Here is a 23,573-nt window from a genome sequence, read left to right on the forward strand (position 1 = left end):
CGGCGTGCCGGCTGGAGGTTATTGATATGCACAGATGGATAGCGGCATTCGGGGGAGGGCAACGCCTGCTGCAGCTGCTGGCGCTGGCCGTACTGTTGATGGTGATACTGCCTTTGACGCTGGATATATTCCGTCTCAACCTGCTGGGCAAGTATCTGACCTACGCCTTTGTCGCGGTGGGGCTGGTGTTGTGCTGGGGTTATGGCGGCATTCTGAGCCTGGGCCAGGGGATCTTCTTTGGTCTTGGCGGTTACTGCATGGCGATGTTTCTCAAGCTGGAGTCGTCGGCGCCGGAGTTCACGTCCATTCAGAGCACGCCGGGCATCCCTGACTTCATGGACTGGAACCAGATCACCGAGTTGCCGATGATGTGGATGCCGTTCAACAGTCTGTTCCTGACGATTGTGTTGATTCTCACCGTGCCGGCGATCGTGGCGTTCATTATCGGTTTCGCGATGTTCAAGCGGCGGGTGGGTGGGGTGTATTTCGCCATCATTACCCAGGCGATTGCCTCCATCGCAACGATCTTGATCATCGGTCAGCAGGGTTACACCGGTGGCATCAATGGCATTACCGACCTGCGCACGCTGCTGGGCTGGGACATCCGTTCCGACAGCGCCCGCTACATTCTCTACTTTGTTTGCTGCGTAGCGCTGATCATCTGCTTACTGGTCGGCCAGTTCGTGCTTAACAGCCGGTTCGGCAAGTTGCTGATTGCGATGCGTGACCAGGAAGACCGCGTGCGCTTCTCCGGCTACGACGTGGCCAATATCAAGATCTTCGTCTTTGCGTTGGCCGGGGTATTTTCCGCCATCGGCGGCGCCATGTTCGCGTTGCAGGTCGGCTTTATGTCGCCTTCCTTTGTCGGTACCGTGGCGTCGATCGAGATGGTGATTTTCTGTGCAGTCGGTGGCCGGCTGTCGTTGATAGGCGCGGTCTACGGTGCACTACTGGTTAACCTGGCCAAGACCATGCTCTCGGAAACCTTCCCGCAACTGTGGATCGTGTTTATGGGCGCTCTGTTTATAGGGGTGGTTCTACTGTTTCCGCGCGGTCTGGCTGGTATTTATACCGACTTCGTCCAGCCGCATCTGAACGGCTTGCTTGGCCGTAAGCGCAAGAAATCCGGTGAAACCGCCGTGGCCCAGGAGGTGCAGTCATGACGTCGCCGATACTCTTGGCAATTGAAGATCTGACCGTTTCCTTCGACGGTTTCAAGGCGGTCGATGGATTGAATCTCTACGTTGAGCGTAACGAGGTGCGCGTGGTGATCGGGCCAAATGGCGCCGGCAAGACCACGCTGCTTGACTTGATATGCGGCAAGACCAAAGCGTCGTCCGGCTCCATCATGTTCAAGAATACCGAGCTGACCAAGCTGGCCGAGAATCAGATCGTCAAGGCCGGGGTAGGGCGCAAGTTCCAGACTCCTTCCATCTATGAAAACCTGACCGTGCGGGAAAATCTGCAGCTGTCCTACCCTGGCGGGCGTACGGTGTTCGGTAGTCTGTTCTTCAAGGTGACTGAGAAAGTAACTGAGCGCGTGCGCGAGGTAGCCGGCGAAATATTCCTGTCTGACAGGCTGGAAACCAGTGCGGGCTTGCTTAGCCACGGCCAGAAGCAGTGGCTGGAAATCGGCATGTTGCTGATTCAGGACCCGGAATTGCTGATGCTTGATGAGCCGGTTGCCGGTATGAGCGTGTCCGAGCGTGAAGCGACGGCGGACCTGTTGCGGCGTATCAGCAACAACCGCTCGGTAATCGTTATTGAGCATGACATGGACTTCGTCAAGGACATCGCCAACAAGGTTACTGTTCTGCATCAGGGCAAGTTGCTGGCCGAAGGCAAGATGGAAGACGTACAGAATAACGAGAAGGTCATCGAGGTGTACCTTGGCCACTAATATAAGGAGGCAGTTATGCTGACGGTTCGTGATCTGCGGGTAAGTTACGGCATGAGCGAAGTCATCCATGGTATCTCGCTGGATGTCGGCGCCAATGAAACAGTGGCGATCATGGGTCGCAACGGCATGGGCAAGACTACGCTGTTCAAATCACTGATTGGCATGCATCCAAGCAGCAGTGGCTTGATCACCTTTAACGGCAAGGAGCTGAGCAAGGCCCAGTCCTACCAGCGCGTGGCCAGTGGGATAGCCTACGTCCCCCAGGGGCGCATGGTGTTTCCGACGCTAACGGTGGAAGAGAACATCATGGCCGGGCTGGAGGCGTCCGGGCGCAAGAAAGTGCCGGATGACATCTATGAGTTGTTTCCGGTGCTACTGGAGATGCGTCACCGCAAGGCGGGTAACCTCTCGGGCGGTCAGCAGCAGCAACTGGCTATCGGTCGGGCGCTGGCCGCTGATCCGAAGATACTGCTGCTGGATGAACCTACCGAAGGTATTCAGCCATCTATCATCAAACAGCTGGCGACCACGCTGAACGAGATCAAGCAACTGCGCAAGATCAGTATTGTGGTCTCGGAGCAGGTACTCAGCTTTGCGCTGGCGGTCTCGGACCGGATGCTGGTAATCGACAAGGGGCATATAGTCCACGAGGCCAGCGGCGATCAGATCGACCGGGCACATATCAGTCGCTACTTGTCCGTATAGCCTGTTACGCCAGGCCCGCCGCCGGGTAAAACCGGCGGCGGGCTTTTTATTGTCTTAAATCCGTCATTAACCCTTGACGGTTTTCTCATAGCCCCTATAATGCGCGTCTGCCCAAACGGGGCGCTTTGCATAAAGCGCTTTACAATCAATAAGTTAGCGATAATTTAGCGGTTGACAGGGTGGTGAGTTAGCGTAGAATGCGCCGCTCACCGGGAGAGTCGGCAAGATGACTTTTTCAGGCTTCTGACTGCGGTCAGAGAAGTTTCACGGAAGCGGTTGACAGGGGTTTAGGCTCCTGTAGAATGCGCCTCCCGGTCACGAGAAAGAGGTTGTTCTCGGGGCCAGACAAGCAAGGATGTGATGAACAAGATTCTCACAAAAATGCTTGACAGATTAGAAGGTTAGCGTAAGATACGCGGCCTTGGTTAAGCGGAAACGCGAACCGAAACGCTCTTTAACAATGTGAATCAAGTAATTCGTGTGGGTGCTTGCCTTATGGGATTGATGATCCGAAAGATTATCAGCCTAAGCAAGTTACTCTGTGAATTCACTGAGTTTTTTGTAATAAAGCTGAGCCAAGTTTAGGGTTTTCACAAAACCCAATCAGTCTTAAAACTGAAGAGTTTGATCATGGCTCAGATTGAACGCTGGCGGCAGGCCTAACACATGCAAGTCGAGCGGTAGAGAGAAGCTTGCTTCTCTTGAGAGCGGCGGACGGGTGAGTAATACCTGGGAATCTGCCTGATAGTGGGGGATAACGTTCGGAAACGGACGCTAATACCGCATACGTCCTACGGGAGAAAGCAGGGGATCTTCGGACCTTGCGCTATCAGATGAGCCCAGGTCGGATTAGCTTGTTGGTGAGGTAACGGCTCACCAAGGCGACGATCCGTAACTGGTCTGAGAGGATGATCAGTCACACTGGAACTGAGACACGGTCCAGACTCCTACGGGAGGCAGCAGTGGGGAATATTGGACAATGGGCGCAAGCCTGATCCAGCCATGCCGCGTGTGTGAAGAAGGTCTTCGGATTGTAAAGCACTTTAAGTTGGGAGGAAGGGTTGTAGTTTAATACGCTGCAATCTTGACGTTACCGACAGAATAAGCACCGGCTAACTCTGTGCCAGCAGCCGCGGTAATACAGAGGGTGCAAGCGTTAATCGGAATTACTGGGCGTAAAGCGCGCGTAGGTGGCTAAGTAAGATGGGTGTGAAATCCCCGGGCTCAACCTGGGAACTGCATCCATAACTGCTTGGCTAGAGTACGGTAGAGGGTAGTGGAATTTCCTGTGTAGCGGTGAAATGCGTAGATATAGGAAGGAACACCAGTGGCGAAGGCGACTACCTGGACTGATACTGACACTGAGGTGCGAAAGCGTGGGGAGCAAACAGGATTAGATACCCTGGTAGTCCACGCCGTAAACGATGTCAACTAGCCGTTGGGAACCTTGAGTTCTTAGTGGCGCAGCTAACGCACTAAGTTGACCGCCTGGGGAGTACGGTCGCAAGATTAAAACTCAAATGAATTGACGGGGGCCCGCACAAGCGGTGGAGCATGTGGTTTAATTCGAAGCAACGCGAAGAACCTTACCTGGCCTTGACATGCTGAGAACTTTCCAGAGATGGATTGGTGCCTTCGGGAACTCAGACACAGGTGCTGCATGGCTGTCGTCAGCTCGTGTCGTGAGATGTTGGGTTAAGTCCCGTAACGAGCGCAACCCTTGTCCTTAGTTACCAGCACGTTATGGTGGGCACTCTAAGGAGACTGCCGGTGACAAACCGGAGGAAGGTGGGGATGACGTCAAGTCATCATGGCCCTTACGGCCAGGGCTACACACGTGCTACAATGGGGGGTACAAAGGGTTGCCAAGCCGCGAGGTGGAGCTAATCCCATAAAACCTCTCGTAGTCCGGATCGGAGTCTGCAACTCGACTCCGTGAAGTCGGAATCGCTAGTAATCGTGGATCAGAACGCCACGGTGAATACGTTCCCGGGCCTTGTACACACCGCCCGTCACACCATGGGAGTGGGTTGCACCAGAAGTAGCTAGTCTAACCTTCGGGAGGACGGTTACCACGGTGTGATTCATGACTGGGGTGAAGTCGTAACAAGGTAGCCGTAGGGGAACCTGCGGCTGGATCACCTCCTTAATCGATAGATCACAGACCATTCGGTCAAGCACTCACACGAATTACTTGATTCATTAAGAAAGCGATAGGGTCTTTAGCTCTCAAGCTACAGTTCACCCGTAGCAGCTAAGTCTAGGCTTATCTGTTTCGAGCGTCCCCGGGCAATTGAGTTTGACGCGGTTGGTTAGAGCGCACCCCCTTGTTGTATGAGGAGTAGGGTGAGGTCAATGACCGGACGAGTTGAATGATGCCGAGATAATTGGGTCTGTAGCTCAGTTGGTTAGAGCGCACCCCTGATAAGGGTGAGGTCGGCAGTTCGAATCTGCCCAGACCCACCAATTGTCGAGGTGTGGAAGGTCTTGAAAAAGGGGCCATAGCTCAGCTGGGAGAGCGCCTGCCTTGCACGCAGGAGGTCAGCGGTTCGATCCCGCTTGGCTCCACCAAGACGCAGTAGGTCAGAGACGACCGAGATACCGATCGCTAGACGCCAGAGTTCATACATGAACAATCACCGGGAAGGCTCCGAGTGGATTGTTGATGTCTGGTCTTTGTGCCAGTCGCTCTTTAACAATGTGGGAAAGTGATAGAAATGATAGACATAACAGACGTTTCACTGCGATCTGTTATGGCTAAGGTAACTTGTAATCTCAACGCAAGTTCCGGATTGTCGTGAATCATGTCATACATATCGCTTTGAATAATCGGCGCTAGCTTCGGCTAACGACAGATTGTTTGGGGTTATATGGTCAAGTGAATAAGCGCATACGGTGGATGCCTTGGCAGTCAGAGGCGATGAAAGACGTTGTAGCCTGCGATAAGCTCCGGGGAGTCGGCAAACAGACTTTGATCCGGAGATCTCTGAATGGGGAAACCCACTTAGCATAAGCTAGGTATCACACACTGAATACATAGGTGTGTGAGGCGAACCGGGGGAACTGAAACATCTAAGTACCCCGAGGAAAAGAAATCAACCGAGATTCCCCAAGTAGCGGCGAGCGAACGGGGAGCAGCCCTTAAGCAATTTAGAGTTTAGTGGAAGGTCCTGGAAATGGCCGCCATAGTGGGTGATAGCCCCGTACACGAAAGGCTCTTAGTTGTGAAATCGAGTAGGACGGCGCACGTGAAACGTTGTCTGAACATGGGGGGACCATCCTCCAAGGCTAAATACTCCTGACTGACCGATAGTGAACCAGTACCGTGAGGGAAAGGCGAAAAGAACCCCTGTGAGGGGAGTGAAATAGATCCTGAAACCGTATGCGTACAAGCAGTGGGAGCCCACTTGTTGGGTGACTGCGTACCTTTTGTATAATGGGTCAGCGACTTATATTCTGTGGCGAGCTTAACCGTCTAGGGGAGGCGTAGGGAAACCGAGTCTTAATAGGGCGTTTAGTCGCAGGGTATAGACCCGAAACCGGGCGATCTATCCATGGGCAGGTTGAAGGTGCCGTAACAGGCACTGGAGGACCGAACCGACTACCGTTGAAAAGTTAGCGGATGACTTGTGGATAGGAGTGAAAGGCTAATCAAGCTCGGAGATAGCTGGTTCTCCTCGAAAGCTATTTAGGTAGCGCCTCGTGTATCACCACTGGGGGTAGAGCACTGTTTGGGCTAGGGGGTCATCCCGACTTACCAACCCCATGCAAACTCCGAATACCAGTGAGTGTCAGCACGGGAGACACACGGCGGGTGCTAACGTCCGTCGTGAAAAGGGAAACAACCCAGACCGTCAGCTAAGGTCCCAAAGTTATGGTTAAGTGGGAAACGATGTGGGAAGGCTTAGACAGCTAGGAGGTTGGCTTAGAAGCAGCCATCCTTTAAAGAAAGCGTAATAGCTCACTAGTCGAGTCGGCCTGCGCGGAAGATGTAACGGGGCTCAAACCATACACCGAAGCTACGGGTTCATCTTAGGATGAGCGGTAGAGGAGCGTTCTGTAAGCCTGTGAAGGTCAATTGAGAAGTTGGCTGGAGGTATCAGAAGTGCGAATGCTGACATGAGTAACGACAATGGGAGTGAAAATCTCCCACGCCGGAAGACCAAGGGTTCCTGCGCAACGTTAATCGACGCAGGGTGAGTCGACCCCTAAGGCGAGGCCGAAAGGCGTAGTCGATGGGAAACGGGTTAATATTCCCGTACTTGTAGTTACTGCGATGGGGGGACGGAGAAGGCTAGGCCAGCACGGCGTTGGTTGTCCGTGTTTAAGGTGGTAGGCTGATTTCTTAGGTAAATCCGGGAGATCAAGGCCGAGAACTGATGACGATCTTTCTTTTAGAAAGAGAAGTGGTTGATGCCATGCTTCCAGGAAAAGCCTCTAAGCTTCAGGTAACTAGAAATCGTACCCCAAACCGACACAGGTGGTCAGGTAGAGAATACCAAGGCGCTTGAGAGAACTCGGGTGAAGGAACTAGGCAAAATGGCACCGTAACTTCGGGAGAAGGTGCGCCGGTGAGGGTGAAGTATTTACTACGTAAGCCCATGCCGGTCGAAGATACCAGGCCGCTGCAACTGTTTATTAAAAACACAGCACTCTGCAAACACGAAAGTGGACGTATAGGGTGTGACGCCTGCCCGGTGCCGGAAGGTTAATTGATGGGGTTAGCTTCGGCGAAGCTCTTGATCGAAGCCCCGGTAAACGGCGGCCGTAACTATAACGGTCCTAAGGTAGCGAAATTCCTTGTCGGGTAAGTTCCGACCTGCACGAATGGCGTAATGATGGCGGCGCTGTCTCCACCCGAGACTCAGTGAAATTGAAATCGCTGTGAAGATGCAGTGTATCCGCGGCTAGACGGAAAGACCCCGTGAACCTTTACTATAGCTTTGCACTGGACTTTGAATTTGTTTGTGTAGGATAGGTGGGAGGCTTTGAAGCGTGGACGCTAGTTCATGTGGAGCCAACCTTGAAATACCACCCTGACAACTTTGAGGTTCTAACTCTGGTCCGTTATCCGGATCGAGGACAGTGTATGGTGGGTAGTTTGACTGGGGCGGTCTCCTCCCAAAGAGTAACGGAGGAGTACGAAGGTGCACTCAGCACGGTCGGAAATCGTGCGTAGAGTATAAAGGCAAAAGTGCGCTTGACTGCGAGACCCACACGTCGAGCAGGTACGAAAGTAGGTCTTAGTGATCCGGTGGTTCTGTATGGAAGGGCCATCGCTCAACGGATAAAAGGTACTCCGGGGATAACAGGCTGATACCGCCCAAGAGTTCATATCGACGGCGGTGTTTGGCACCTCGATGTCGGCTCATCACATCCTGGGGCTGAAGCCGGTCCCAAGGGTATGGCTGTTCGCCATTTAAAGTGGTACGCGAGCTGGGTTTAGAACGTCGTGAGACAGTTCGGTCCCTATCTGCCGTGGACGTTTGAGATTTGAGAGGGGCTGCTCCTAGTACGAGAGGACCGGAGTGGACGAACCCCTGGTGTTCCGGTTGTCACGCCAGTGGCATTGCCGGGTAGCTACGTTCGGAAAAGATAACCGCTGAAAGCATCTAAGCGGGAAACTTGCCTCAAGATGAGATCTCACCGGGAGCTTGACTCCCCTAAAGGGCCGTCGAAGACTACGACGTTGATAGGCTGGGTGTGTAAGCGTTGCAAGGCGTTGAGCTAACCAGTACTAATTGCCCGTGTGGCTTGACCATATAACACCCAAGCAATTTGGTGTGGTCATGACACCGATGAACGACAATCCGAACTTGGATTGAGATTGCAGTTACCAAGCAACACCCATTTCTATCACCGAACCACCCCTTTACGCCGTGTAGACTAAACCCTGCACAGCAACGAATTGCTTGACGACCATAGAGCATTGGAACCACCTGATCCCATCCCGAACTCAGAAGTGAAACGATGCATCGCCGATGGTAGTGTGAGGTTTCCTCATGTGAGAGTAGGTCATCGTCAAGCGCTTATACTGAATAGCCCCGCCTGGAAACAGCGCGGGGCTTTTCTTTGCGCGGAAAAAAGTGGTCCAAGCCACTTGAGCCAACGACTGTAACCGTCCGGTAATCACATCTTGAGGCTGACAACGGTACGGTCAGGATAGTGTCCACTTATTCTTTAGTGGACACTTGTCATGAACACATCAAGCGTAGTCAAGCCCGCACCGAAGCGTCGCCGCTTCACGTCAGACTTCAAAGCCTCTATCGTTGCTGCTTGCCTGGAACCCGGGGTCTCCGTATCGCGCATTGCACTGGATAACCGTCTGAACGCCAACATGGTCCGCCGTTGGATCAGAGAGTCACAGCGCAGCGATACTCGTTATTCAACACCTTCATTTGTGCCGGTAAAGCTACCAGCACCTGCCTTGTCATCCGAGACCCGCCCGCATAGTGCTATCCGTATCGAAATACCCCACACTGGCGGCGCCGTTGTCGTTGAGTGGCCTACTGAGCAGGCACACCAATGCGCAGCCTTACTGCGTGATCTGCTGCGATGATCCGTATCGACGAAATCTGGTTGGCAACCGAGCCGCTGGATATGCGTGCCGGCCCGGATAAAGCCCTAGCACGCGTTATTGCTGTCTTCGGGGCGGCCAGACCGCACTGTGCTTATCTGTTTGCCAACAACCGCGGTAATCGGATGAAGGTCCTGGTGCATGATGGTCTGGGTATCTGGTTGTGTGCCCGACGTCTGAACCGGGGCAAGTTTCACTGGGCCGACACCTGGCGCGGTGACCGGGTAAACCTGACCAATGAACAGCTCATGGCACTGGCTCAAGGACTGCCTTGGCAGCGTATCGGTGACGCCGGCATCATCTCGGTACTTTAAGCATAGCCTGCTGCCAAGCGCCATAACCCGAAGGGTGTATGCACAGCCAGCTGCGGGTTGGGCATACTACCTCCATGACCCAGCAGCCCGACCTCAATCAGCTATCTGCCGAACAACTCCGCACTCTGGCGGCCGAGTTGATGGCCTCTCTGGCGGCTAAGGATCGGGCGCTGACGCACAGTACTGCGCTGAATGACAAACTGACTCACGAACTCGCGATCCTCAAGCGCCACAAGTATGCCCGGCGCAGTGAACAGTTCTCTGTGATGCAAGGCTTATTGCTGGACGAGCTGGTCGACAGCGACCTGGCTGCTATCGAGGTCGAGCTGGAACAGGCAAAGGCAACTACCGAACCAGCGCCCAAAGCCAAGCAGCAACCCAAGCGCGGAGCCTTACCGACGGAGCTGCCACGCACCTTGATCCGCCACGAGCCCGACAATACCCAATGTCGCTGTGGCTGCCAGCTCACGCGTATCGGCGAAGACATCAGTGAGAAACTGGACTATGTACCGGGCGTGTTCAGTGTCGAGCGGCATATCCGTGGCAAGTGGGCCTGCACCAAGTGCGAAACCCTGATCCAGGCGCCCGTTCCTGCGCAGGTTATCGATAAGGGCATCCCGACCGCTGGCCTGCTGGCTCAGGTACTGGTCGCCAAGTATGCCGATCATCTACCGCTGTACCGTCAGGAACGTATCTTCGGTCGAGCAGGCCTGGAAATCGCACGCTCTACCTTGGCCGAATGGGTCGGTACCTGCGGCGTTCAGTTGCAGCCGCTGGTGGATGCGCTACGGCATGAACTACTCCAGCATCCGGTGCTGCATGCTGATGAAACACCGGTCAGCATGTTGGCCCCAGGCAAGAAGAAAACCCATAAGGCCTACGTCTGGGCTTACTGCACGACACCCTTCGCCGAACTGAAAGCCACTGTCTATGACTTCGCTCCAAGTCGCGCGGGTGAACATGCCCGCAACTTCCTCGATGACTGGCAAGGAAAATTGGTGTGCGATGACTACGCGGGCTATAAAGCCGGGTTCGGTAAGGGCATCGTGGAAATCGGCTGCATGGCGCATGCACGCCGCAAGTTCTATGACTTACACCAGGCTAACCAGAGCACCTTGGCTGCACAGGCACTTGAGTATATCGGTAAGCTCTACGAAATTGAGCGAAACACCAAGGACGAGCCACCCGATAGACGACAGGCGATCAGGGCCGCCAGAGCCCGGCCACTGGCGGATGCCTTGCATCACTGGATGATTGCACAACGGACCAAAGTGCCGGACGGTTCGGGTACGGCACGAGCACTGGATTACAGCCTGAAACGCTGGGCTGCGCTGACGCGCTACCTGGACGATGGCCGTGTGCCTATCGACAACAACCGAGTGGAAAACCAGATCCGACCCTGGGCGCTGGGACGTTCGAACTGGTTGTTCGCCGGCTCGCTGCGCAGTGGTCGGCGCGCCGCCGCGGTGATGAGCCTGATCCAATCAGCCAAGCTGAATGGTCATGACCCGTATGCGTATCTGAAGGATGTGCTGACCAGGCTACCAACACAGCGAGCGAGCCAGATTAGTCAGTTACTGCCGCATCAGTGGGAACCATCAAAAGCGGGTCAGTAATCGCCGCGGTGTATCACCCAAAACGGCTACCCCGTAATAGTCTCGCACTGATTTATAAGCGTGCAGAGGGTGATACAAGAAAAGCGTTCAGCATGTGATACAGCGACCCGTTAAGAGGGTGATACAGGCGCGCAAGGTGACTTCGCCGGACGCTTACCAACGACTACCCTGTATTCAACCCCCTTGTCCCGGCCATACCCGTCATTCCCGCGTAGGCGGGAATCCAGTCGGACCTGGACTCTTGCACCTTGATCGCAAGCAGAGCGCTCTCTACCGCTGCGCTTGGATTCCCGCCTGCGCGGGAATGACGAGGTGGGTTGCAATGGCATGGTGGAGGGGGGGCAGAGGTGTAGCGACTAACGCACAAGCCGAGGGCGATGCGTACAGCCGTTCGCGTAACCAGATCACTCATTACCAGCACAAAACCGCCAACAAAGGCTTGACGTCCTCATCACGCCCCCGCACCGGCTTCCAGCTTCCAGCTTCCAGCTTTAAAACCACATTCCCCATTCATTCTGCTTCGCCACAGCGTTATCATGCGTCTTTGATAATTATGGTTCCGTTTGCACATGCTTAGTACCCTGCTTTCAATGATGTCTGATGGGCAATTCCATTCTGGTGAAAAGCTGGGAGAGTCGCTGGGCGTGAGTCGCGCTGCAGTATGGAAGTCGCTGTCTCGGTTGGAGAAAGAGGGTTTCCCTATTCAGCGCGTACGTGGCAAGGGTTACCGTATTCCCAAAGGCGCGGTGTTGTTTGATCTGGATGCAATACAGCAACATCTGCCGACTGATATTGCGAACCACTGGCAGTGGCACCTGTACCCGTCTATTGATTCGACCAATGCCGAGGCGCAGCGCCTGATGGCTAGCGCCAGCGGCCATCAACCGCTGGTGTGCATCGCTGAGCAGCAAAGCGCCGGGCGGGGCCGTCGCGGCCGTGCCTGGGTAAGCCCTTATGGCCAGAATATTTACATGACCCTGGTAGAGCCCTTCAACAATGGTGCCCAGGGCCTGGAGGGGCTGAGCCTGATTGTCGGTATAGTGCTGGCTGACACGCTGGAAAGCTGTGGTTACCCTCAGGTCCGTTTGAAGTGGCCGAACGATCTGCTGCTCGAGAATAGGAAGTTGGCAGGTATCCTGATCGAAATCGCCGGTGATCTGACCTCTGATTGTGTTGCTGTCATCGGTGTAGGAATCAACGTGTTGATGCGAGCTGAAGCTGGGGCGCAGATTGATCAGGCGTGGACCTCCTTGTTGCAGGCATCAGGTCGGGGCGAGCTGGACAGGAACAAGTTGGTTGCCACTTTTGCGCAAAAGTTGCTTCTAGCTATGCGCGGATTCAGGCGCTCAGGTTTTCAGGTATTCATTCCTGAATGGGAAAAACGCGACGCCTGGCTTGGTCAGTCAGTCAGTGTGGTATCCGGGGCGAACGTCCTGAACGGCGTTCATCTGGGCATCAGTGAGCGTGGCGCCCTCAGATTGCAGACCGCTGAGGGTGAGATACTGGTCAGTGGTGGTGAAGTCAGTCTGAGGGTCAATAATGCTCCTTGAGCTCGATTGTGGAAATACGCTGATCAAGTGGCGGCTGCTGGACAGGGAAGGTCGCGTGCGCGATCGTGACATGGCGCCCGACCTGGTTGAGCTGCAGCTATTGCTGGGCGGTCAGGAGCGCGAAATAAGCGCGTGCCGGCTGGTAAGCGTACGCTCTGCGGATGAAACCCAGGTGGTGATGGATCAGCTGACCAGTTGGCTGAAGCTGCACCCTGTGTTAGCCCGGACCAGCATGCACCTGGCTGGCGTCACCAACGGCTATACCGATCATACCAAGCTGGGAATGGATCGCTGGCTGGCGGTTGCGGCCGCTTATGCAAGATACCAGCGCGCCTGTGTAGTGATTGATCTTGGTACTGCAATCACTGTCGACTTCGTTCAGAAGGACGGTCAGCACCTGGGTGGCTACATCGCACCGGGTAGCAAGCTGCTGCGCACTGGACTCAAACGCCACACCCGATTGATCCGCTATGACGAGAATCTGTTGGGTGATCTGCTGCTGCCGTCGCCAGGGAGTAATACGGCAGAGGCGGTGGAGTTTGGATGCGATCTGATGCTTGCGGGTTTTGTTCGAGAGCAGTATCGGATAGCTCACCAACTGCTCGGTGACGATATGCTGGTCATTCTAACCGGCGGAGATGCCGAGCGCATGGCAGAGGCGCTCCCAGGGGAGTGTCAGGTAATCAATGACCTGGTGTTTGACGGCCTTGCTCTCGCCTGCCCAGTGGAGGTGGAGTGATGCGCTTTTTATTCCTGTTTCTGCTGTTGCTCAACATTCTCTACGGACTATGGCAGCTGCAGGACGGCAATGCCGATGAGTCTTTATATCAGGCTGCCGATCAAGCTCTGGAGCAACTGCCTGTCGCCGAGGTGACGATGGAGGAGCCTGAGTCTGAGGTTGAAGCGACTCCCTCTATAGAAGGGCGTCAGCCGTCGACAGTTCTCTGCGTCAATCTGGGCGTATTCAATGTCAGGCCTGAAGCTGAACAGTTGCGTCAGAGGTTGCTGGCTTTGTCTATAGAGTCCGAAGTCATCAGTCGCGAAGTTCCAGGTAGCCAGGATTATTGGTTAGTGATGCCTGTGCAGGGCGGCCAGGTTGAAGCCTTGCAGCGTCTCAGTACTTTGCAGAGCGAAGGCATCGACAGCTTCATCATTACCCAGGGAGCTCTCGCCAATGACATCTCCTTGGGGGTGTTCCGGCGCGAGGACTATGCGCTGGCCCGCCAGGATCAGCTTGAGGCCATGGGTCACTCAGTCAGGGTTGAAAGGCAGGAAAGTGTGAGCAGTGAATATCTGGTGCAAGTCGACAGCGCGGCTCGCCGTCTGGTTGATCAATCCTTATTGGCCGGGCTGCGGAAAAGCTTTCCGGCGTTACAGCATCAGTTCCTTCCTTGTAAATCGATTGCGGACTGAGCGGCCATCGCCTATCATATGCGCCGCTCTGAATGGTGGCGTTTCCTTGAATCTCCGTCAGAATGAGCGTTATCAGCACACAAGTAGCGGTTTTTACTAATAAATGTGTTGACAGTGCGGCGCCAAGTGAAGAAAATGGCGCCCTCTTACGGAGGGGTTCCCGAGCGGTCAAAGGGATCAGACTGTAAATCTGACGGCTTAGCCTTCGAAGGTTCGAATCCTTCCCCCTCCACCAGATTTAGCAATAGCCAGAGCTCGGCGGGTATAGTTCAACGGTAGAACCTCAGCCTTCCAAGCTGATGGTGCGGGTTCGATTCCCGCTACCCGCTCCAATTCTGGCTGAGCAAAAAGTGTATAAGCTCATGTAGCTCAGCTGGTAGAGCACACCCTTGGTAAGGGTGAGGTCAGCGGTTCAATTCCGCTCATGAGCTCCAGTATAGAGGCAGATATGCAGATATCTGCCTTTTGTTTAATGGTCGCGTGACTCGCGCATTGCACTCACGAAGAGGGGATCTCTCGATGGCTAAAGAGAAGTTCGAACGTAAAAAACCGCACCTTAACGTGGGCACCATCGGTCACGTTGACCATGGCAAAACCACTCTGACTGCAGCGCTGACCCGCGTTTGTGCTGAAGCTTACGGCGGATCCGCCCGTGGCTTCGATCAAATCGACAACGCGCCGGAAGAAAAGGCTCGCGGTATCACCATCAACACCTCGCACGTAGAGTACGATTCCCCGACTCGTCACTACGCGCACGTTGACTGCCCTGGTCACGCTGACTATGTGAAGAACATGATCACCGGTGCTGCGCAGATGGACGGCGCTATCCTGGTTTGTTCCGCTGCTGACGGCCCTATGCCGCAGACTCGTGAGCACATCCTGCTGTCCCGTCAGGTAGGCGTTCCTTACATCGTCGTGTTCCTGAACAAGGCTGACATGGTTGATGACGAAGAGCTGCTGGAACTGGTCGAGATGGAAGTGCGTGATCTGCTGAGCACTTACGACTTCCCAGGCGACGACACGCCAATCATCATCGGCTCTGCGCTGATGGCTCTGAACGGCGAAGACGGCAACGAAATGGGTACTACTGCTGTCAAGAAGCTGGTCGAGACTCTGGATTCCTACATTCCTGAGCCCGAGCGTGCCATCGACAAGCCGTTCCTGATGCCAATCGAAGACGTCTTCTCCATCTCTGGTCGCGGTACTGTTGTGACTGGTCGTGTAGAGCGCGGCATCGTCAAGGTTCAGGAAGAAGTGGAAATCGTCGGTATCAAAGATACCGTCAAGACTACTTGTACTGGCGTTGAGATGTTCCGCAAGCTGCTGGACGAAGGTCGTGCCGGTGAGAACGTCGGTGTACTGCTGCGCGGTACCAAGCGTGAAGACGTAGAGCGTGGTCAGGTACTGGCCAAGCCGGGCACTATCAAGCCGCACACTCAGTTCGAAGCTGAAGTGTACGTGCTGGGCAAGGATGAAGGCGGCCGTCACACTCCGTTCTTCAAAGGCTATCGCCCACAGTTCTACTTCCGTACTACTGACGTGACTGGTTCGTGCGAACTGCCAGAAGGCGTTGAGATGGTCATGCCTGGCGATAACGTCAAGCTGGTCGTCACTCTGATCGCTCCGATCGCCATGGAAGATGGTCTGCGCTTCGCGATTCGCGAAGGCGGCCGTACCGTTGGTGCCGGCGTGGTTGCCAAGATTATTGCTTAATTAGCAATTGATCTTGAACTGTCGAGCCGGTACTATTGCCGGCTCGACTGCGATTACAGGCCAGTAGCTCAATTGGCAGAGCGGCGGTCTCCAAAACCGCAGGTTGGGGGTTCGATTCCCTCCTGGCCTGCCAGATTTTTTCTGGCTACCAAAACAGGATTTGATGATTCATGAGCACCAAGGCAGAACTTCACGATGACCGCTTAGATATCCCCAAGTGGATTGTAGTGGCCGTTATAGTTATAGCCGGCGTTTATGGTAATCATTATTTTGCCGCCGAACCTGTTTTGTATCGGGCGCTAGCACTGGTTGTGCTAGGTTTGGCTGCGGGCTTCGTTGCTCTGCAGACCACCAAAGGCAAGGCTTTTTGGGCGCTCTTGAAAGAAGCGCGTATCGAAATACGCAAAGTGGTTTGGCCAACCCGTTCGGAAACGACTCAGACAACCCTTATCGTAGTAGCGGTTGTGTTGGTGATGGCTCTGGTTCTATGGGGGCTGGATACCTTGCTGGGTTGGATCATTTCTCAGTTCATTAGTTAAGGGTGATCCGTGTCTAAGCGTTGGTACGTAGTGCATGCCTTTTCTGGCTATGAAAAGCATGTCATGCGCTCTCTTCAGGAGCGCATCAAGCTCGCCGGAATGGAAGAATTGTTCGGCGAGATTCTCGTGCCCACCGAAGAAGTGGTGGAGATGCGCAATGGTCAGAAGCGCAAGAGCGAGCGTAAGTTCTTTCCCGGCTATGTTCTAGTCCAGATGGAAATGAATGAGGCGAGCTGGCACCTGGTCAAAGACACCACCCGCGTGCTCGGATTTATTGGTGGTACCGCCGACAAGCCTGCGCCGATTACTGATAAAGAAGCCGACATCATTCTCCGTCGTGTTGCTGACGGTACTGATAAGCCCAAGCCCAAGACGTTGTTTGAGCCGGGTGAAGTGGTGCGCGTAACTGATGGTCCGTTTGCCGATTTCAACGGTGTTGTAGAAGAAGTGAATTATGAGAAGAGCCGAGTTCAGGTAGCTGTTCTCATCTTTGGTCGTCCCACACCAGTAGAGCTGGAGTTCGGCCAGGTAGAAAAGGGCTAATTGCCCACGTCCTCCTGAGCCCTGCAGTGCTTTTGCGCTGCGGGGTTTTGTTGTCAGTGGTGTTGTAATGAAACGGGGAGCCGCAAGGCGCTACTACCCAATGGAGAAATAGCATGGCTAAGAAGATTCAAGCTTATATCAAGCTGCAGGTAAAGGCCGGTCAGGCCAACCCCAGTCCACCGGTTGGTCCGGCTCTGGGTCAGCACGGCGTCAACATCATGGAATTCTGCAAGGCGTTCAACGCCAAGACCCAAGGCGCTGAGCCGGGTCTGCCGACTCCTGTAATCATCACTGTTTACAGTGACCGTAGCTTTACCTTTGAAACCAAAAGCACACCTGCTGCCGTACTGCTGCTTAAAGCAGCGGGCCTGAAAGGCGGCTCCGCTCGTCCTAACACGCAGAAAGTTGGCACCGTAACCCGTGCTCAGCTGGAAGATATCGCCACGACTAAACAGGCTGATCTGACTGCTGCTGACATGGACGCTGCTGTACGGACCATCGCTGGTTCCGCACGTAGCATGGGCCTTAATGTGGAGGGTGTGTAATGGCTAAGCTGAGCAAGCGTCAAAAGGCTATCAACGAGAAAGTGCAGGCGAACAAGGCGTACGCCTTTGAAGATGCCGCCACTCTGTTGGCCGAAGTTTCCAGCGTCAAGTTCGTCGAGTCTGTCGACGTATCCGTGAACCTGGGTGTTGATCCGCGTAAATCCGACCAGGTTGTTCGTGGCGCCACCTTGCTGCCGCACGGCACTGGCAAGACCGTTCGCGTTGCCGTATTTACCCAGGGTGCCAATGCTGAAGCCGCTTTGGCCGCCGGCGCTGACAAAGTAGGCATGGATGATCTGGCTGCCGAAATGAAAGCCGGTGATCTGAACTACGACGTGGTAATTGCTTCTCCGGATGCGATGCGCGTTGTTGGTCAGTTGGGTCAGCTGCTGGGCCCACGTGGCCTGATGCCTAACCCGAAGGTCGGCACCGTGTCTGCAGACGTTGGTACTGCGGTCAAGAACGCCAAGGCCGGTCAGGTTCGCTACCGTACTGACAAGAACGGCATCATTCACTGCTCAGTCGGCAAAGTCGGCTTTGATGCAGTGAAGCTGAAGGAAAACGTTGAAGCCCTGATCGCTGACCTGAAGAAGGCCAAGCCTTCCACGTCCAAGGGTGTTTATCTGCAGCGCGTGACCTTGAGCACCACCATGGGTCCCGGCGTACAGATCGACCACGCTTCCCTGAATATCTGATTTTCCGGCGCACCGTTTTTCGGTGTGCCACTTATTGGGGTCCCTGCGTAGCGGGGGCTGTCCAAGACCGTAGGCGGCGCAAGCCTTAAACATGAAGCCTACGCAGATGGTGCTCCCGATTCAGTGCAGGCTGGATCAGACACCAAAACATGTCGCCCTCGGGCGATCAATGGTAAATCCAGGAGTAAAACCCGTGGCAATTAAGCTCGAAGACAAGAAAGCCATCGTCGCTGAAGTCAACGAAGCTGCCAAAGGTGCGCTCTCTGCTGTTGTGGCTGATGCCCGCGGCGTGAGCGTTGCTGCTATGACTGGTCTGCGTAAAGATGCGCGTGATGCTGGTGTGTACGTACGAGTTGTACGTAACACGCTGATGCGTCGCGCTGTTGAAGGTACGGATTATGCGTGCCTGAACGACGTCTTTGTAGGTCCGACTCTTATTGCATTCTCTAACGAACATCCCGGTGCAGCTGCCCGTTTGTTCAAAGAGTTCGCCAAGAGTCAGAGCGCATTCGAGATCAAGGCCGCAGCCTTTGAAGGCAACTTCCTTGAAGCTTCTCAGATCGACATTTTGGCTACGCTGCCAACATACGACGAGGCTATCAGCCAGCTGATGAGCGTGATTCAAGGCGCTACCAGCAAATTCGTACGTACCTTGGCCGCCGTCCGCGATCAGAAGGAAGCCGAAGCCGCCTAAGTGCTGGCCGACTGCTTACTTTAATCGCACACCATTTTTTGACGGCCTGGGTGCCGTCACCAATACAGGAATATTGAGTCATGGCTCTGTCCAACGAAGATATCATCAACGCCGTATCAGAAATGTCCGTAATGCAGGTTGTCGAACTGATCCAGGCTATGGAAGAAAAGTTCGGCGTTTCCGCTGCTGCTGCTGCCGGTCCGGCTGCTGCCGTTGCCGCTGTTGCTGAAGAGCAGACCGAGTTCAACGTTGTTCTGACCGAAACCGGTGAGAAGAAAGTCAACGTGATCAAGGCTGTTCGTGAGCTGACCGGTCTGGGCCTGAAAGAAGCCAAGGCACTGGTTGATGGCGCTCCTGGCACCATCAAGGAAGGCGTGTCCAAAGACGAAGCCGAAGCTGCCAAGAAGACATTGGAAGAAGCCGGCGCCAAGGTTGAGCTCAAGTAATCTTGTGCGACCTTGCGTCGACAGTCTGATTTAATCGGTCAGATTGATGGCTGGTGGCCAAAGTGCCACCGGCCTTTTTCCGTTCTAGCTCGCTTCTGTGAAGCAGCTGGCGGGAAGGCACCCCGAGGGGTGAGCAAGACTTAGGACTTGCAAGCATTTTCTGGCTTTCCCCGCAGGGGAGGGCCAATCAAGCAGGTGACCAAGCTGGGGAACGCTGATGGCTTACTCATATACTGAGAAAAAACGTATCCGCAAGGACTTTGGCAAACTGCCGCATGTGATGGATGTGCCCTATCTGCTGGCGATTCAGCTGGATTCCTACCGGGAATTCCTGCAATCGGACATGCCGAAGGAGCAGGTTCGTGATATCGGTCTGCACGCGGCCTTCAAATCTGTGTTCCCCATTATCAGTTATTCAGGTAATGCGGCTCTCGAATACGTGGGTTACCGTCTCGGTGATCCGGCATTCGACGTCAAGGAATGCGTATCGCGCGGTGTGACTTATGCGGTTCCTTTGCGGGTAAAAGTGCGCCTGATCATCTTTGATCGCGAGTCGTCCAACAAGGCGATCAAGGATATCAAGGAGCAGGAAGTCTACATGGGTGAAATCCCCCTGATGACTGAAAACGGTACCTTCGTAATCAATGGTACCGAGCGTGTAATTGTTTCCCAGCTGCATCGCAGCCCGGGCGTGTTCTTTGACCATGACCGTGGCAAGACCCACAGTTCCGGCAAGCTGTTGTACTCGGCCCGCGTGATTCCTTACCGCGGCTCCTGGTTGGACTTCGAGTTTGATCCGAAGGACTGCGTATTCGTCCGTATTGACCGTCGTCGCAAGCTGCCCGCGACCGTGCTGCTGCGCGCGTTGGGTTATCAGACTGACGAAATGCTCGACATCTTCTACGACACCAACGTGTTCGAAGTGACCGGTGAAAACCTGATGCTCGAGTTGGTGCCTCATCGTCTGCGCGGTGAAATCGCTACCTTTGACATCAAGGATGACAAGGGCAAGGTGATTGTCGAGAAGGGTCGCCGTATTACTGCTCGGCATATCACCCAGCTCGAGAAAGCCAAGATCACCAGCCTGGAAGTGCCGTACGAATACGTGCTCGGCCGTACCATCGCCAAGCCGATCGTGCACCCGGCGACGGGCGAGATCATCGTTGAAAGCAACGTTGAGATCACCGCCGATCTGATCGCCAAGCTGGAGAAAGCCCAGGTTGCCCGCGTCGAGACGTTGTATACCAACGACATCGACTGTGGCCCGTTCATCTCCGATACCCTGCGTATCGACGGTACCGCGTCGCAACTGGATGCACTGGTAGAAATCTACCGCATGATGCGCCCTGGCGAGCCGCCAACCAAGGATGCTGCCGAGACTCTGTTCGGCAACCTGTTCTTCAGCAGCGATCGCTATGATCTGTCTGCGGTGGGTCGGATGAAGTTCAACCGTCGTATTGGCCGTGACGAGATCGAAGGCGCTGGTGTCCTGAGCAAGGAAGACATCATTGAAGTGCTCAAGACCCTGGTCAACATCCGTAACGGTAAAGGCGTTGTCGATGACATTGACCACCTGGGTAACCGTCGCGTGCGTTCGGTTGGCGAGATGGCCGAGAACCAGTTCCGTGTAGGTCTGGTGCGCGTCGAGCGTGCGGTCAAGGAACGTCTGTCCATGGCCGAAAGCGAAGGCCTGATGCCGCAGGATCTGATCAATGCCAAGCCGGTTGCAGCGGCAGTGAAAGAGTTCTTCGGTTCCAGCCAGCTGTCCCAGTTCATGGACCAGAACAACCCGCTGTCCGAGATTACCCACAAGCGCCGTGTATCGGCTCTTGGGCCGGGTGGTCTCACCCGTGAGCGTGCCGGCTTCGAAGTACGTGACGTACACCCCACGCATTACGGTCGCGTATGTCCGATCGAAACGCCTGAAGGTCCGAACATCGGTCTGATCAACTCGTTGGCAACCTATGCCCGTACCAACAAGTACGGCTTCCTGGAAAGCCCTTACCGCCGTGTACGTGACGCCCAGGTGACCGACGAGATCATCTTCCTGTCGGCGATCGAAGAATCCGATCACGTTATCGCCCAGGCTAGCGCCAAGGTTGAAGACGGCAAGTTGACTGATGATCTGGTTGCTGTACGTCACCAGAACGAATTTACCGTCAAGGCGCCGCATGAAGTGACGCTGATGGACGTGTCGCCGCGCCAGGTAGTATCGGTTGCTGCGTCGCTGATTCCGTTCCTTGAGCACGACGATGCTAACCGCGCCTTGATGGGTTCGAACATGCAGCGTCAGGCGGTTCCCACCCTGCGTGCTGAAAAGCCGCTGGTCGGTACCGGCATGGAGCGTAACGTAGCGCGCGACTCCGGTGTGTGCGTAACCGCACGTCGCGGTGGTGTGATCGACTCGGTCGACGCCAGCCGTATCGTGGTGCGCGTGGCCGATGACGAGATCGAAGCTGGCGAAGCCGGTGTCGACATCTATGTCATGACCAAATACACCCGCTCCAACCAGAACACCTGCATCAACCAGCGTCCGCTGGTGAAAAAAGGTGATGTGATCGTACGCAATGACATCCTTGCCGACGGCTCGTCCGTTGATATGGGTGAGCTGGCCCTGGGTCAGAACATGCGCGTCGCGTTCATGCCCTGGAATGGTTACAACTTCGAAGACTCGATTCTGGTCTCCGAGCGCGTAGTTCAGGAAGATCGTTTTACTACCATCCACATTCAGGAACTGACCTGCGTGTCGCGTGACACCAAGCTGGGGCCGGAGGAAATTACTTCCGACATCCCCAACGTCGGTGAATCGGCACTGGGCAAGCTGGATGAGGCTGGTGTGGTCTACGTCGGTGCCGAAGTGGGCCCGGGCGACATTCTGGTCGGCAAGGTCACGCCCAAGGGCGAAACCCAGCTGACACCAGAAGAGAAGCTGTTGCGTGCGATCTTCGGTGAGAAGGCCTCGGATGTAAAAGATACCTCCCTGCGTGTGCCGACTGGCACCAAGGGTACGGTCATCGACGTGCAGGTGTTCATTCGTGACGGCGTAGAGCGTGATTCACGCGCACTGGCAATCGAGAAAGAGCAGCTGGACGAGATCCGCAAGGATCTGCAGGAAGAGTTCCGTATTGTTGAAGTGGCAACCTTTGAGCGTCTGCGTTCAGCGTTGCTGGGTCAGAGCGTTGAAGGCGGTGCGGGCCTGAAGAAGGGTGCCAAGCTGACCGATGAGATGCTCGACGAAATCGAGCATGGCCAGTGGTTCAAGCTGCGCATGAGCGAAGATAGCTTCAACGAACAGCTGGAAATGGCTCAGGCTTACCTGTCTGACCGTCGCAAGCTGCTTGATGACAAGTTCGAAGACAAGAAGCGCAAGCTGCAGCAGGGCGATGACCTGGCGCCGGGCGTACTCAAGATCGTCAAGGTTTACCTGGCTATCAAGCGTCGCATTCAGCCTGGTGACAAGATGGCTGGTCGTCACGGTAACAAGGGTGTTATCTCGGTCATCATGCCGGTGGAAGACATGCCGCATGATGAGTTCGGTACCCCGGTGGATATCGTGCTCAACCCGCTGGGCGTACCTTCGCGTATGAACGTTGGTCAGATTCTCGAAACTCACCTGGGCCTTGCGGCCAAAGGGTTGGGCGAGAAGATCAACCGTATGGTCGAAGACCAGCGCAAGGTCTCCGAGCTGCGCGAGTTTCTTGACGAGATCTACAACAAGGTCGGTGGCCGCCAGGAAAATCTGGACGAGCTGAGCGATCAGGAGATCATCGAACTGTCGAAGAACCTGCGCGGTGGCGTGCCGATGGCGACTGCGGTATTCGATGGTGCCAAGGAACACGAAATCAAGCACATGCTGCGCCTGGCAGACCTGCCGGATACAGGTCAGATGAAGCTGATCGACGGTCGGACTGGCAACACCTTTGATCGTCCTGTGACGGTTGGTTATATGTACATGCTCAAGTTGAACCACTTGGTGGACGACAAGATGCACGCACGTTCTACCGGCTCTTACAGTCTGGTAACACAGCAGCCGTTGGGTGGTAAGGCTCAGTTTGGTGGTCAGCGATTCGGTGAGATGGAAGTGTGGGCCCTGGAAGCATACGGCGCCGCTTACACCTTGCAGGAAATGTTGACCGTGAAGTCGGACGACGTGAACGGCCGGACCAAGATGTACAAGAACATCGTGGACGGCGATCACCGCATGGAGGCCGGCATGCCCGAGTCCTTTAACGTGTTGATCAAGGAAATCCGCTCGCTCGGTATCGATATCGAACTGGAATCCGAATAACCACCAACTGCCCTGTCTGAGGGGCGGAGACAATC

At 54.9% G+C, this 23,573-nt stretch carries 17 protein-coding genes, 6 tRNA genes and 3 rRNA genes; all 26 read left to right on the top strand.

Translation table 11 applies throughout. From position 1 onward, the window contains the following. Nucleotides 1–26: 26 nt before the first annotated feature. The 26 genes from urtC (at nucleotide 27) to rpoB (ending at nucleotide 23,538) form a co-directional block, all read left to right on the top strand. Nucleotides 27–1,163, top strand: a complete 1,137-nt coding sequence (gene urtC, locus EAO82_RS03350; RefSeq protein WP_096346656.1) for an urea ABC transporter permease subunit UrtC — start codon at nucleotides 27–29, stop codon at nucleotides 1,161–1,163. After that, on the top strand, nucleotides 1,160–1,900 hold the full coding sequence (gene urtD / locus EAO82_RS03355; RefSeq protein WP_096346657.1) for an urea ABC transporter ATP-binding protein UrtD: 741 nt from the start codon (nucleotides 1,160–1,162) through the stop codon (nucleotides 1,898–1,900). The genes urtC and urtD overlap by 4 nt, the downstream gene beginning before the upstream one ends. 15 nt (nucleotides 1,901–1,915) lie before the next feature. Then, nucleotides 1,916–2,605 carry an urea ABC transporter ATP-binding subunit UrtE gene (gene urtE, locus EAO82_RS03360; protein WP_096346658.1) on the top strand — a complete coding sequence of 230 codons (690 nt, stop codon included), beginning with the start codon at nucleotides 1,916–1,918 and terminating at the stop codon, nucleotides 2,603–2,605. A 612-nt stretch (nucleotides 2,606–3,217) separates the two neighbouring features. Next, a 16S ribosomal RNA gene (locus tag EAO82_RS03365) occupies nucleotides 3,218–4,754 on the top strand. Between the two features lie 240 nt (nucleotides 4,755–4,994). Further along, nucleotides 4,995–5,071, top strand: a tRNA-Ile gene (locus EAO82_RS03370). Nucleotides 5,072–5,100: 29 nt separating this feature from the next. Then, nucleotides 5,101–5,176, top strand: a tRNA-Ala gene (locus EAO82_RS03375). A gap of 301 nt (nucleotides 5,177–5,477) precedes the next feature. Beyond that, nucleotides 5,478–8,367: ribosomal RNA gene (locus EAO82_RS03380) — 23S ribosomal RNA — on the top strand. 149 nt (nucleotides 8,368–8,516) lie between these two features. Next, nucleotides 8,517–8,632, top strand: a 5S ribosomal RNA gene (rrf, locus tag EAO82_RS03385). The 16S, 23S and 5S rRNA genes sit together here with 2 tRNA genes alongside, the layout of an rRNA operon. Nucleotides 8,633–8,801: 169 nt before the next feature. Then, the gene (tnpA, locus tag EAO82_RS03390) at nucleotides 8,802–9,164 is read left to right on the top strand and encodes an IS66-like element accessory protein TnpA (protein WP_096347531.1); all 363 of its coding nucleotides are present in this window, start codon (nucleotides 8,802–8,804) and stop codon (nucleotides 9,162–9,164) included. Then, nucleotides 9,161–9,496, top strand: a complete 336-nt coding sequence (tnpB, locus tag EAO82_RS03395; protein WP_096347532.1) for an IS66 family insertion sequence element accessory protein TnpB — start codon at nucleotides 9,161–9,163, stop codon at nucleotides 9,494–9,496. The genes tnpA and tnpB overlap by 4 nt, the downstream gene beginning before the upstream one ends. A 74-nt stretch (nucleotides 9,497–9,570) precedes the next feature. Further along, a complete protein-coding gene (gene tnpC, locus EAO82_RS03400) occupies nucleotides 9,571–11,112 on the top strand; it encodes an IS66 family transposase (protein WP_096347533.1) in 1,542 nt (513 codons plus the stop codon). Between the two features lie 569 nt (nucleotides 11,113–11,681). Then, nucleotides 11,682–12,662, top strand: a complete 981-nt coding sequence (gene birA / locus EAO82_RS03405) for a bifunctional biotin--[acetyl-CoA-carboxylase] ligase/biotin operon repressor BirA (protein ID WP_096348491.1) — start codon at nucleotides 11,682–11,684, stop codon at nucleotides 12,660–12,662. Then, nucleotides 12,652–13,401, top strand: a complete 750-nt coding sequence (locus tag EAO82_RS03410; RefSeq protein ID WP_096348490.1) for a type III pantothenate kinase — start codon at nucleotides 12,652–12,654, stop codon at nucleotides 13,399–13,401. The genes birA and EAO82_RS03410 overlap by 11 nt, the downstream gene beginning before the upstream one ends. After that, entirely contained in the window at nucleotides 13,401–14,075 is a 675-nt protein-coding gene (locus EAO82_RS03415) for an SPOR domain-containing protein (RefSeq protein WP_096348489.1), read from the top strand. Before EAO82_RS03410 ends, EAO82_RS03415 begins: the two co-directional genes overlap by 1 nt. A gap of 150 nt (nucleotides 14,076–14,225) precedes the next feature. Further along, nucleotides 14,226–14,310, top strand: a tRNA-Tyr gene (locus EAO82_RS03420). Nucleotides 14,311–14,333: 23 nt separating this feature from the next. After that, nucleotides 14,334–14,407: transfer RNA gene (locus tag EAO82_RS03425), tRNA-Gly, on the top strand. 26 nt (nucleotides 14,408–14,433) lie between these two features. After that, nucleotides 14,434–14,509, top strand: a tRNA-Thr gene (locus tag EAO82_RS03430). Between the two features lie 85 nt (nucleotides 14,510–14,594). Continuing rightward, on the top strand, nucleotides 14,595–15,788 hold the full coding sequence (tuf, locus tag EAO82_RS03435) for an elongation factor Tu (protein ID WP_153274263.1): 1,194 nt from the start codon (nucleotides 14,595–14,597) through the stop codon (nucleotides 15,786–15,788). Between the two features lie 57 nt (nucleotides 15,789–15,845). Then, nucleotides 15,846–15,921, top strand: a tRNA-Trp gene (locus EAO82_RS03440). A gap of 37 nt (nucleotides 15,922–15,958) precedes the next feature. Continuing rightward, the gene (gene secE / locus EAO82_RS03445; protein WP_096346678.1) at nucleotides 15,959–16,327 is read left to right on the top strand and encodes a preprotein translocase subunit SecE; all 369 of its coding nucleotides are present in this window, start codon (nucleotides 15,959–15,961) and stop codon (nucleotides 16,325–16,327) included. A 9-nt stretch (nucleotides 16,328–16,336) separates the two neighbouring features. Further along, nucleotides 16,337–16,870 (top strand): transcription termination/antitermination protein NusG, encoded by a 534-nt coding sequence (nusG, locus tag EAO82_RS03450; protein ID WP_028615182.1) that lies wholly within the window; start codon nucleotides 16,337–16,339, stop codon nucleotides 16,868–16,870. A gap of 113 nt (nucleotides 16,871–16,983) precedes the next feature. After that, nucleotides 16,984–17,415, top strand: coding sequence for a 50S ribosomal protein L11 (rplK, locus tag EAO82_RS03455; protein WP_096346677.1), 432 nt, complete (start codon nucleotides 16,984–16,986; stop codon nucleotides 17,413–17,415). Beyond that, nucleotides 17,415–18,110 (top strand): 50S ribosomal protein L1, encoded by a 696-nt coding sequence (rplA, locus tag EAO82_RS03460; protein ID WP_096346676.1) that lies wholly within the window; start codon nucleotides 17,415–17,417, stop codon nucleotides 18,108–18,110. The genes rplK and rplA overlap by 1 nt, the downstream gene beginning before the upstream one ends. A 193-nt stretch (nucleotides 18,111–18,303) precedes the next feature. Further along, complete coding sequence (gene rplJ, locus EAO82_RS03465) at nucleotides 18,304–18,804, top strand: 50S ribosomal protein L10 (protein WP_096346675.1); 501 nt, start codon at nucleotides 18,304–18,306, stop codon at nucleotides 18,802–18,804. Nucleotides 18,805–18,884: 80 nt separating this feature from the next. Continuing rightward, nucleotides 18,885–19,250, top strand: a complete 366-nt coding sequence (gene rplL / locus EAO82_RS03470) for a 50S ribosomal protein L7/L12 (RefSeq protein WP_096346674.1) — start codon at nucleotides 18,885–18,887, stop codon at nucleotides 19,248–19,250. Nucleotides 19,251–19,467: 217 nt separating this feature from the next. Next, nucleotides 19,468–23,538 carry a DNA-directed RNA polymerase subunit beta gene (rpoB, locus tag EAO82_RS03475; RefSeq protein ID WP_096346673.1) on the top strand — a complete coding sequence of 1,357 codons (4,071 nt, stop codon included), beginning with the start codon at nucleotides 19,468–19,470 and terminating at the stop codon, nucleotides 23,536–23,538. Nucleotides 23,539–23,573 lie beyond the last annotated feature (35 nt).

It is taken from the genome of Halopseudomonas pelagia, from assembly GCF_009497895.1.
GTDB classification, from domain to species: domain Bacteria; phylum Pseudomonadota; class Gammaproteobacteria; order Pseudomonadales; family Pseudomonadaceae; genus Halopseudomonas; species Halopseudomonas pelagia_A.

Bases quoted from the DNA above. Each gene is read 5' to 3' on its own strand.
- urtC (WP_096346656.1), top strand. From the start codon at position 27: ATGCACAGATGGATAGCGGCATTCGGGGGAGGGCAACGCCTGCTGCAG.
- urtD (WP_096346657.1), top strand. From the start codon at position 1,160: ATGACGTCGCCGATACTCTTGGCAATTGAAGATCTGACCGTTTCCTTC.
- urtE (WP_096346658.1), top strand. From the start codon at position 1,916: ATGCTGACGGTTCGTGATCTGCGGGTAAGTTACGGCATGAGCGAAGTC.
- tnpA (WP_096347531.1), top strand. From the start codon at position 8,802: ATGAACACATCAAGCGTAGTCAAGCCCGCACCGAAGCGTCGCCGCTTC.
- tnpB (WP_096347532.1), top strand. From the start codon at position 9,161: ATGATCCGTATCGACGAAATCTGGTTGGCAACCGAGCCGCTGGATATG.
- tnpC (WP_096347533.1), top strand. From the start codon at position 9,571: ATGACCCAGCAGCCCGACCTCAATCAGCTATCTGCCGAACAACTCCGC.
- birA (WP_096348491.1), top strand. From the start codon at position 11,682: ATGCTTAGTACCCTGCTTTCAATGATGTCTGATGGGCAATTCCATTCT.
- EAO82_RS03410 (WP_096348490.1), top strand. From the start codon at position 12,652: ATGCTCCTTGAGCTCGATTGTGGAAATACGCTGATCAAGTGGCGGCTG.
- EAO82_RS03415 (WP_096348489.1), top strand. From the start codon at position 13,401: ATGCGCTTTTTATTCCTGTTTCTGCTGTTGCTCAACATTCTCTACGGA.
- tuf (WP_153274263.1), top strand. From the start codon at position 14,595: ATGGCTAAAGAGAAGTTCGAACGTAAAAAACCGCACCTTAACGTGGGC.
- secE (WP_096346678.1), top strand. From the start codon at position 15,959: ATGAGCACCAAGGCAGAACTTCACGATGACCGCTTAGATATCCCCAAG.
- rplK (WP_096346677.1), top strand. From the start codon at position 16,984: ATGGCTAAGAAGATTCAAGCTTATATCAAGCTGCAGGTAAAGGCCGGT.
- rplA (WP_096346676.1), top strand. From the start codon at position 17,415: ATGGCTAAGCTGAGCAAGCGTCAAAAGGCTATCAACGAGAAAGTGCAG.
- rplL (WP_096346674.1), top strand. From the start codon at position 18,885: ATGGCTCTGTCCAACGAAGATATCATCAACGCCGTATCAGAAATGTCC.
- rpoB (WP_096346673.1), top strand. From the start codon at position 19,468: ATGGCTTACTCATATACTGAGAAAAAACGTATCCGCAAGGACTTTGGC.